General features: G+C 54.5%; 4 protein-coding genes. All 4 read right to left on the bottom strand.

Annotated features, from left to right (window positions below; all coding sequences use genetic code 11):
- Positions 1–279: 279 nt before the first annotated feature.
- The 4 genes from SAHL_RS10975 to SAHL_RS10960 are packed head-to-tail and all read right to left on the bottom strand — an operon-like array spanning position 280 to position 10,846.
- Positions 280–3,576 (bottom strand): DEAD/DEAH box helicase family protein, encoded by a 3,297-nt coding sequence (locus SAHL_RS10975; RefSeq protein ID WP_123591459.1) that lies wholly within the window; start codon positions 3,574–3,576, stop codon positions 280–282.
- A 53-nt stretch (positions 3,577–3,629) separates the two neighbouring features.
- Entirely contained in the window at positions 3,630–4,742 is a 1,113-nt protein-coding gene (locus SAHL_RS10970) for a virulence RhuM family protein (protein ID WP_123591455.1), read from the bottom strand.
- The gene (locus SAHL_RS10965; protein ID WP_123591454.1) at positions 4,742–7,858 is read right to left on the bottom strand and encodes a DNA methyltransferase; all 3,117 of its coding nucleotides are present in this window, start codon (positions 7,856–7,858) and stop codon (positions 4,742–4,744) included. Before SAHL_RS10965 ends, SAHL_RS10970 begins: the two co-directional genes overlap by 1 nt.
- 45 nt (positions 7,859–7,903) lie before the next feature.
- Positions 7,904–10,846, bottom strand: a complete 2,943-nt coding sequence (locus tag SAHL_RS10960; protein WP_123591453.1) for an SNF2-related protein — start codon at positions 10,844–10,846, stop codon at positions 7,904–7,906.
- Positions 10,847–10,855: the final 9 nt, after the last annotated feature.

The raw sequence follows: 10,855 nt of genomic DNA, 5'->3' as shown, positions 1-10,855 counted from the left end.
GGTCTTACTAATTTCAGCAGGTGGGTGCCGCCTCCTTCAATCGCTCATACACCAGAAATGAGCGTAGCTCCACAGCTCAGAGCAAAGCCGATGAAGAAGGGCTTACAGTTACGGCCGTGTGCAGCTCATGTCAGCCCGCGGATACGGATATAGCGTGCGATATGTGGCTGCATAATAAAGTCTTATGCATGCCAATGGTGAGTTGGCTGGGGTTGAACAGCAGGCGCGGCCACAGGACCGCCATTCCCTTCTAGGAGATAGCGGTCCGCGTGTGACCGCTTAGCCGATTCTGTTGAGCATCTTCCCTAAATAGCTGCTCCTGCCGTCTTGCATGAACAGCACATGCCGGTCTTCCAGGTCCGTTTTCTGAGCGGAGTCGCCGACATTGAGTAGATCAGCAAACTTTGTCGGCGACAGCACGAAAGCGTTCAATATCAACGCCGAGTCTCCCGGCTTGGCCTGGCTGGCTAGTGCTGCCTCGAGCGTTTTCACTTCTTTATAAAGCCCGAGCTTGGGATGCGAAAGATCCAGGTTGCGAAGCCCCTTGGGATCCACAAACGTCAGCCACTGCTGACCCGTATCGTCGTCCACCAGCCACAGCAGGAAGTCTGGATAAAAGTTGCCAGCCAAAGCGAAGCCAAGGCCTTTTTTCTCGTTATCGGCATTGCGCAGTAGGTAAAGGCTTCGACCGCCAATGGCCGCTTTGCCTTCGGGAGACTTGTAGAAAGCTTCCAGGTCGCGCACAAATTCCCACTCGCTGGGTGCGTCGAAAGCCAACGGCCGCATTCTCAGAGGAACAGCATCTTTATCTTCTAGAGCCAGTAGTGGGTAGTAAAGATGGCTGTCGAAGCTAATTGTCACCATGTGCGGCGCATTCCATTGGCTTGCCTCGCCTATCTTGCGGTCCGCTACCAGCTGCTTGAGTAGTTCCAGATTTTTCAGGTACTCCAGCCCGTCGTCGGTGTTGTCGACCTCAAACTGGTACAGCTTGAGCATCGATCCGTGATCTTCATCGATATGAGCAATATCGTAAAATTGGCCTTCATAGCCTTTCTTCAGGGCGTTGTAAAACCGATCGGTATAGTCGATCAGCAGTCGAATCAGGATATCTTCTTGCTTTCGAATGTCGCCGAAGCTACGGACATCCAACTCAGCCGCCGGGATGAAGAGGGTGTACCAGTCGGTGGAGCCGGAGCAAAAACCGATCAGCTTCTGCCGGTCGAGGCGTAGATTGCTCCAGCTACGTTGGATCTTGTACTCCTGCAGCGCCAAATAAATGCGGTCCCAATCGAATAGCGAAAAGAGCTGCGTATCCAGCTTGCCTTTGTTTCGGGCTTCTGGCGTTGCGTGGCCGCTTTTGCCCTTGGTTTTGCTGCGTTCGGTGCTAAGCGCCTCTACCCGAGGATAGAGGTCCAGCGCCACGTGAGGCGGTTTGATCTTGTCCTCGAACTCGGCGGGGATCTCGTACAGCCAGGGAAAGTGCGTGCGCTTGAACCCCTGTTTCTGATTGTCCTTATAACCATCTTTCAGCGTCAGCGTCTTGAGTTTGCTGGCAGGGAGGTTGGCCCGCGTTTTAAAGTCCAGCTCCCACACTTCGTCGCTAGGTGTGATCCCTTCTTCGCGCAGGTAATCCTTGAAAGCGGCCATATAGCTAGCGCGCACCCCAAAGACATTGAGCGTTTCCAACTTTTCCAGGTGGACGCCCTTGGGCCGCTCTTGTGGCGTTGTGCGCTTGAGCGAAAAGCTCTGGCCTTTCAGGCGCACGCCGCGGCCAAACAGCTGAATAATCTGCGAGCCTTCGCCTTGGCCCATGTTCAACAAGCCCATGGTAGAGACGCGCCAGCTGCTCCATCCTTCGGTAAATTTGCGAGAACCAATCAGCACGTTGAGCTGGCTGTCTTTATTGTTCAGCGTTCCAAAAAGGGCGCCGCCAAAATCGTCGCGTTCGCTGTCGAACGCTTCTATGTTCTCCGCCAGGCTGAAAAACTTGCTGTCATCGCCGATGTTGATGAGCCCGAAGGGTTCGGCATCGCCAACGCGTAGCGCCAACTCGCCTTTGCTTGTCCTGATATTGACCAGCTTTAGCCGCTGTCGGGCAGGCGCATTGAACACGCGCTGCAGGATGTCGGTATAGAGGGCATCGACTTTGCCGACAAAGCTCATTAAAGGCGTAAAGCGGCCTTTGAAAATGTTATTGTCGTTGACATCCAGGATCAGAGCTCGATCAGCGATTAGATCGGCGAGCCAAGTCTTGATTCTGGCGTCGTCGTTGAGAAAGTTTGCTAAGAAGCGGAGCACTACCAAGACATCCGAGTCTTCGCCGGCCACCGTGTTGCCCACGAACACCCACAGCGGCTTTTCTAGATTGAATTCGCTTAGCTTTTCTCGGTGGGTGCTCCACAACCAAAGCTGCTGATAGAAGGCCAGCAGGCAGCCGGTGAAATATTTGGCTGCATTATCAGCCTGCTCGTAGGCCTCTTCTTTCATGTTGAGAATCAGCGACTCTTTGCCATAGCCGTCTTCGTAGAAGAACTTGTACGAGTAATCGAAAAGAATGCACTTGGCGTAGATCTCGCGGGTGGCCGTGACACGGGCGAGGCGCTTTTCCTCGCCGGTCAGTGTCAGCTGTGCCAATTCGTCTTCGTCCAGCTTCTTGAAGCTCGTAGTGCCGAATAGCATCTTGGCGCGTTTTTTCTGGATCTCCTGCTCAGCCGTTTCTACGGTATAGCCTTTGGCTACGGCCTGCCCGAAAGTGGCTGAATACTCAAAGGCGAAGCCACCCTGAACCAGCGCGCTCCGGCGACGCATCCAAGCCATGGCATCTTTGCCCGTGCCACGGTGACCTTCGTCCACCAGGACCAGGTTATTGCCTTCGAACGCTTCGACGGCAACTGTTTTGTCGCCCGTGGCATCGCCCAGCTTGTTGATGTCGATCACATCGACCGTGCCAGGGAAGCGCATTGTTTGGTTTTTGTTAAAGGCCTGGGCCGTAATTCTCGACCGCTTCAACTCGTCCAGATGCTGCCGCGACAACCCTTCGTTCGGGGTCAGCAGAATGATCTTGTCCGGATAGCTGTTCGAGTGCTCGGTCTGAAAATAGTGCAAATACTGTTTGATATTCACGTGCAGCAGCAGCGTCTTGCCGCTGCCGGTGGCGTTCCAGAACGCGACCTTGTTCAGATCCTCGGATAAAAAAGCCCGGAAAGGTTCAGCGCCTTGTTCTTCCCGGTAGCGAGCCATCTCCTCATTCAAGCCGTCGAGCAAGGCCTGGCGCTTGTTGAAATACCAGTCCAGATAAATCTCGGTGAACAGCAACGACAAGTACTGGAAGTACTTCATCTGCAACTCGTGGCCTTCCAGCTTATTGCGCTCGGCGGTGATAGCTTGCCAGTGACGAACAATGCTCAGGTCATAGCGGCGCAGGTCTGCTTCGGCTACCAGGTTGGGGTTAAACAGCCCGTGCATCAGCTCGTAGAAAAACTTGCTCTGCCCGTCGTCGTCGATGCCCTCGTGCCGGTCTTCACCCAAGCGTTGTTTCAAGCTCGCCAGCTTGTCGGTGTTGAAAAACCTCAGCATCCAGCGGTTGAGGACGAGTTCCTGGTGGAAGCTGCGTTTGGGCGTCTTCTTACTCACTCCGAATCCCCATTCGTCCTGTTCTTCTTGCTGGCCTTGGTCGATCGGACATTGCGCTTTCCGGGCTTTGTTTCGAGCTGTCGAGCAGCAGACTCTAGTTCTCGAATATTCTCGATGGCCCCCAGCGTTTCTTTCTCTTCGCGACGAAGGGCAGCGAACTTCTCGAACTCGGCGTGGGCGATAGCGTCGGCTTGTTTGCGGGAGCGTTTACCTGCGTCAGGCAGAACCTGGCGGTCGTTGAAGCGCAGAAAATCGTCCAGCTTCTGCTTCCAGTCCGCCATGAAGACCTGCGTGCGACGCTCGGCCTGATCTTCGGCAAAGTCCAGCCACATGGTGATGATGCGGTTCAGCTCGCGAACTTCATCTTCATTCAGGTAGTTCTTGGCCACCGTGACATCCTGTTTGCGCACGTCCTCGTGCGTCCAACTCGTGAGCCCGGCGTGGGGCAACAGGTGATTGATGCGGCTGGTGATGATCTCCGGTGCCGTCATGCCGGTAACGGCAAAGTGCAGCTTGTTCTGAATGGTTTGGAAGAAGCGCGTGGTTTCCCTCAGCGATGGCTGATAATCCGCCGCCAGCGCGAATATCTCGCGCACCCGTAGGTACATCCGCCGTTCGCTGGCACGAATGTCGCGAATTCGATCGAGCATCTCGTCGAAGTAATCTGGCACGGCGGAGCCCGCCACAGGCGGGTTCTTCAGGCGCTCATCGTCCATGGCAAAGCCCTTGACGATGTATTCACGCAGCACTTGCGTGGCCCATTGACGAAACTGGGTGGCGCGTACCGAATTCACCCGATAGCCCACGGATATGATGGCGTCCAGATGGTAAAAGCCGGTCAGGTAGCGCTTGCCGTCGGTGGCAGTTATCCGGAATTTCCGGATAACTGATGCCTCGTCTAGTTCATTGTCCTGGAACGTGTTTTTCAGGTGTTCGCTGATAGTGCGCACATCGACGCCAAACAGCTCAGCCATCTGCTTCTGGGTTAGCCAGAGGCTTTCGTCATGAAGGCGGGCCTCAACGCGTAGGCGGCCATCCTTATCCGAATAAATCACCAGCTCGCCGGCCATGTCAGGTTCCGGCGGCGATGCTTCCCCACGGTCTGCCATTACAGATCCTCCACAGAGAACATGCGTTCCAGGAACTCGGGCTCGATCTGGCGCAGCTTGAGCTCACGGGTTGCGCCGCCATTCTCGGCCGTCTGAGTCAGCTTGGTGGGGATATTGTGGTCGCCGTTGATATAGACCACGTCGAACTCGTTATCAGAGGGGTTAATAGCAAGCTTTTCGCACAGGCCGCTAACGCCTTCGTAATCCAATAGTTCGCAGTCGCGCCAAAGCACCAAGCAGCTTTCGTCACTGGGCAATGTGCCCGTCACGGTCACAAAGCCTCGGTCTGGCTGGGCCTCAATTTGTTTGACTCGCAGGCCGACCAGATAATTGAACGTCTCCACCAAGTCGACCTGGGTAGGTTCACAGGCTCCGGCGGAATCTGTAGCGATATTCATGCCGTAATCGAAGGGTTTTTTGAAATCTTCGACCGACAGCAGCGAACCCTGGCTTTCAACATTCAGCATGTAATGCAGCCGGTAGTCATCTTTTGCTTGTTGGTCCAGCAGTCCGAGAGTCTGATGCTGCTTGGCGTCACGCCGCAGCTGCAGGTTGTTCAGGGTGTCTTCGTAGCTTTCCAGTTCTAGGATCTTGAAGCAGTGAGAGATTCCAGTTTCTGGGGTGGTTGGCTCGCCGCTAGCCCATTCAGCGGAGAAAACAATCTTCTGTAGTCTTGGTTTGAGCGCAGTGTCGAAGTATTCTCCTTGCTCGACGAGCACATACTTCCGATCCATTCCATCTTTTCGGTTCAAAGAAAGTGTAGCGTGACCAGTCGTCCCTGAGCCGGCAAAGTAATCGAGCACTGTGAAGTTGCTTTTTCCAAAAGACTGCATCCAAAAAGCTTGTTCAAGTGTTTTCACAGACTTTGGATAGTCGAACACATCACCGAGCCCTAGGTTGTCCAAGATCGCAGTTCCGTTAGTGCCGGCGTTGTAGTCCGCTCCAATCCAGTTGCTGAAAAGTGTTTCACGCTTGTCTCGATGATCGATTATCTGCTTGATAGCTCCTCGATCAGTTAGAAATATTTCGCCGTTCTCTACACGTTCTTTGCCCGTCTCGCGGGATGAGCGCCAGACACGTTCTTCACCACTCGAGTTGATCGGATAAATCCGCTCCAATCCTTCTGGTGTTCTCCCCGTTGGATACTCCGTATCAAGAGGAGGAGGTGGCTCTGTTCCTACGACCTTTCGCGTACCAGGGTCAACTAACAGCGCATAAAAGCTGCGCCAACGACCAACCCCTCCACCACGGGGCGCGCGATAATTGTTGTCCGCAGTCCCGCTGCGCATAAAACTGCGTTCTTCAATCTCGTCTTTTTTGGGAAACCCCAAGTGCGAGGGGCCATTAGCTGGCGATGCGACGATGTAGTATTCATGAGTTCGGGAGAGCCGCCCCCCGGAGCCTTGCGGGTGATGATTGACGACGATAGTTGACACATCAGAATCAGAAAAATGATCGCGTAAGCACGCAAGTGCATTGCCGAACTCGTAATCATCTATCGCGAATCCGAATGAGTACAAGTCTCCGAATAATTGCCGCGCGAGCGGAATTGTGTTCGAGATCAGAGCTAGCCAGCTGGAGTGCTCAAACTGATTTTTGTAGGCGATCTTTGAGTGGACAGTGTTATACGGAGGATCTATGTACGTGAAGTCGATGCGTGCCTTATAACGTTCTTTGAATAAATTCAGCGCTTGAAAATTATCGCTGTGTACTACTACTCCGTCCAAAGTGGTATCGATATCGTCGATGCTCGCGAGAAGCTTATATTTGAAATCGCTTCCGAATAGACTGGTATCTACCATCTTAGAAAGCCCGGACTTCATCGCCTCGACCGTTGTAGGAGTTTCGGCGCCACAAACTTTGAGCCGCTTCCACTGCTCCCACTGCAGCTCGTTCGCAACGATCTCGGGGTAAAGCTCCTCCGGCACTCGGTCTAACGTGATGCAGTAATGGCTGGACACTACAAATTTCTTTTTCAACCAAAGCCTTTTCTGGAAATTTTCCAGTTGCGCGAGAAAGTCGATTAGCTCTAACGCAATCGATCTTAAGCATTGGATCATGCGAAGGTTCTTTTCGATGTCGGAAAAGGCGCCGGCGTTCTGGACATCGTCCAAGTGCATGACTTCGTTTTTGATATAAAAGTCCAGCTCTCGGCCTAGGAAGCCTCCAAGATCCTTGTGGATAAAGTAGTCAGCTGTATTCTTAGTCGTGTAGTCCGTCAGATATTTTTCCAGCAAGGTGCGATGCGGTTTATCCTCTGTGGGTGCGCGTTTGGCTAGGTCCGGCCAGTGGGATTTAACTTGTTGGTCGGCTAATACTGCATCCACGCCCTGGCTGACCAACGCTTCCTGCTTCGTGCCCTTGGGCTGGGGCGCATACTCGAAGCGGATGATTAGGTCTTTTCCATTAGCTCCGTTTACTTCTTCAACCGGGATCAAATCCTCTTCGTATTCGTCGCCATGTTCGTCAGTGCGAGCCAGCGTCTTTGGTTCAACCAGGGCGAAACGGCGTTCCTTGTCGTTGTCTTTGCGGTTGTCCTTAGCGGTGTCCGCCGCGACTAAGCGAAAGTGCACGGTGCGGCCATCGTCCAGATTGAAACTGTAGTTCGCGAAATTTTCGCCGCTTTTCGTGTAGTACTGGTCCTTGTTGGCCCAGTGGAGCATGACTTCTTCCCCAGCGTAGGGGATAGCGTAGGTGTCGCCCTTGTAGCGACGCTGACTGATGAAGTCACCCTTATCGTAATAGCGCGAGAAAAAAGTCAGCAAGTGTGAGTACACGGCGTTTTCGTGCTTTGAAGCGCCTGTGCCGTAATCGGCTAGCTTCTCACGCAGCTCCAGCACTTTGGGCACGTTGTTCGGGTCCAGTCCATCGGCGGCGTATTGTTCTTCCTTTTCTTTCAGCTCGCGGGCCACCTGTTCACGCTGGGCTTCGCTGCCGCTGTTCAGTGCTGCTTCTACTTTTTCAGGCAGGCGCTGTTCCAGGTACTCATTGATCTCGTCGGCTCGTGCATTGAGGATGCGGTAGATGCCGAAGTCCAGCTCGGGACGGTCGATCTGGAAAATCTCACGCAGCTTGGCGACGAGTTCCTGAAATTTAGCGTTTTGTGCTGCGCTCATGATTCAAACCTTGTAGATCGTTCGGCTGCGTTATTTGCGTGGGTGTCATACAACCTGCCAGCGCAGGGTGAATAGGGTGTCGGTCTCGGTTTTTTCGTGCAGGCGTCGCTGAAGGGAATCGATCAGTTGGTCGCGCTGCTCGATGATTTCGTCTTCCACGGCAAAGATGTCTTGCCGCTGACGGCGTTTCTGCTTTTCGAGTGCGGCCGTTTCCCGCTGTATATCTGACTGCTCCTGCAGCGTGGCGGCTTTACGCGCATCACGCTTGAGCTGAGTAATCCGTGCCTTGGTGTTCTTCAGTGCTTCTTCGGCGGCCAGTAGTTTGTCGTCTGCCCATTTCTCGAGCTTGTCGCGTTCTTCGTTGAACAAGCGATGGTTGGCTTCGAGAATCTGGGCGATGGCCGCGGCGACGTGTCGTTCGCTGTCCGCGATCAGCTGAGCTGGGGGTGTGCCTTTCGATGGTTTGGGTCGACCTTGGGCCCCTATGGCCATCAGTTTTTCACAAACATCCTGATCTAGTGTCCGGCCAGCATCAGTAAGTCCAGAAAATAGCAGGGTATCAGTGGTCTCAAATGCGGTGACCTGGAGGCGATCCAGGCGTAACCAGCCGGATTGACCCCCGAGGCTCTCAACTACGCTGATTTTGCTGGCGTGGGCACTGTAATCGAAGGTAATGAATGCGGTGGGTGTCGAGACCCCCAAGCCAGTTTCCACCGCCCATTCGCCCAGTGGGTGGCTTAGCCGGTACGCGTGGGCGAGCATGTCGGGCTGGGCCGCGCCACGAATGAGTTGATAGCGGCCCGGAGCGACGGGTGGGCTAATACCTGGCGGTGATTGCTGGAGGCCAAAGGCGTATGAGGCGTCGTCGAAGCGTGCTTGTTCGTCCAATGCGTAGCGTGTGACGCCCCAGAACCAGCGGCCCAGTTTATCGAGGCGTGCTTCGGCTTCATCCAGCCGCAACTTGAGCCGGTCGTGGACTTCTTCGTCGAAGTTTTCCAGCAACTGGCTTTGCGTGTCCTTTATTCGATCATTGATCGCGTCTTCCAGGTCGGCCTGAAGGGCGTTGAATGCCTGTTCTATGTCGTCGGGGTGTCGGCAGGTTTCGTAAATAGAGAGGATGCGCTTTTCAAAGTCGATGCCACTCTCAATGCGCCCCAGGACTTCATCCGAGGCCCCGAAAACGCCAGAGAATAGATGCAGCTTTTCCGACAGTAGCTCCAGTACGCGCTGATCGGCTTGGTTGCGTGTGTTGAGGAAGTTGATCACCACCACGTCGAAGCGTTGCCCGTAGCGGTGGCAGCGGCCGATACGTTGTTCAACGCGCTGGGGGTTCCAGGGCAGGTCGTAGTTGATCAACAGCGCACAAAATTGCAGGTTGATGCCTTCCGCGGCGGCTTCGGTGGCGATCATGATGTCGGCGCCCGTGCCGTCGTCTTTGCGAAAGTGGTCGATCAGGGCCGTGCGCCGATCAACCTGGGGGGATCCGGTTGCCCGGTCTGTACCGTGGTGTTCGGTCCGCCATTGCTGATAAATGGCGGTGGTGTCTGGGTGATTGTTGGTGCCGCTGAACATTGCCAGCTGGCCGTCATAACCGTTGGCAGCCAGAAATTCGTACAGATAGTGTTGAGTACGCTTGGATTCGGTAAAGATGATCGTCTTACGAGGCGCGCCTAGATTGGCCATGTTGGCAAAGCCGAGCTGCAATGCCGTGAGCAAGGATTGCGCCTTGGTGTCGGTCTGGAGGCTCTGGGCCAGTGCGATGATGCTATTCAGCTCATCGACTTCCTCGCAGATCGCTCGCTTTTTTTGTTGGGGGCTGAGCGGTGCCTTATGACTTGCGGTTAGCGCATTTTGGCTGGGTTCTTTGGCGTCACCGTTTTCGGCCAGTTCCAGCTCTTCGAGATAGTCAGTTTCAAGGTCGTCTTCTGCTATCCATTGCTCAAGCAGGTTCACGTCCTCGGCAACCGTGTCATCCGCCAGTAGCTGCTCTAAGCGTGCTTGGATGGTTAATAGAGTGCCGACAATAGCCGGGGCGCTCGAGGCAAGCAGCTTGCGAAGAATCAGGCCCGTCAGATGACGTTGGCGCTTGGGCAATGCGAAAGATTCTTCGCGCAGCAAAAAAGCGGACACCCGCTCGTAGATCGCTTGCTCGGCGTCGGTGGGGTTGAACGGCTGAGTGAGTGCTCTGCGCTCGGTGTACTGGATATACTCCAGTACGTCCTTGCGCAGCGTGCGCTGGGTAAAGCCTGCCAGTCTCCCGCGTAGCTCTTGGAGCCCGTCAGGATTGTTGATGTATTGCTTGCGAAAAGCTTTTTCGTCGCCGAACAGGTGTTCGTCGATCAGAGTCGAAAGCCCGTACAACTCCATGAGTGAGTTCTGGAGCGGTGTTGCGGTCAGCAATAGTTTTTTACGGCCTTCCAATGCTCTGCGGAGCGCCTGTCCGGTGCGGTTGCTCTTGCGATGAGCGTTGCGCAGCTTGTGCGCTTCATCAATGACGACAAGATCCCAAGGGATGCTGCGAAGCTCGGCCTCCAGTCGCGCTGCAAACTGGTAGGAGACGATGATCACTGATTTGCCTGCCAGGCGCTGCAAGGTCTCTTGTTCGCTACCGGCCGATTGCTTGCGCAGGGCGATTGTGTCCAGGACCGTGCCGGGCACAGCAAATTTTTCCAGAAGCTCCTGCGCCCATTGCTTTCGTAGGCTGGCTGGTGCGATCACGAGCAGCTTACGGCGGCGCTCGGCCCATAGCTGGCATATGACCAACGCTGCTTCGATGGTCTTGCCTAGTCCGACTTCATCAGCAAGCAATACCCCTTGCTGTAATGGGTTTCGCAATGAGAAGAGGGCGGCTTCGATTTGATGGGGGTTTAGATCTACGCTCGCATCAAATAGAGACTGTGATAGGCGATCGACGCCTTCCAGGGAGTTTCTGGCTGTGAGTTCGTGGGCGTAATACTTGGCGTGGTATGCGGTAATCGTATTTTTCATGGCAGCTCA

This window comes from Salinisphaera orenii subsp. halophila YIM 95161, assembly GCF_003732545.1.
Lineage (GTDB): Bacteria > Pseudomonadota > Gammaproteobacteria > Nevskiales > Salinisphaeraceae > Salinisphaera > Salinisphaera orenii_A.
This window is presented reverse-complemented; position numbering and strand designations above follow the sequence as displayed.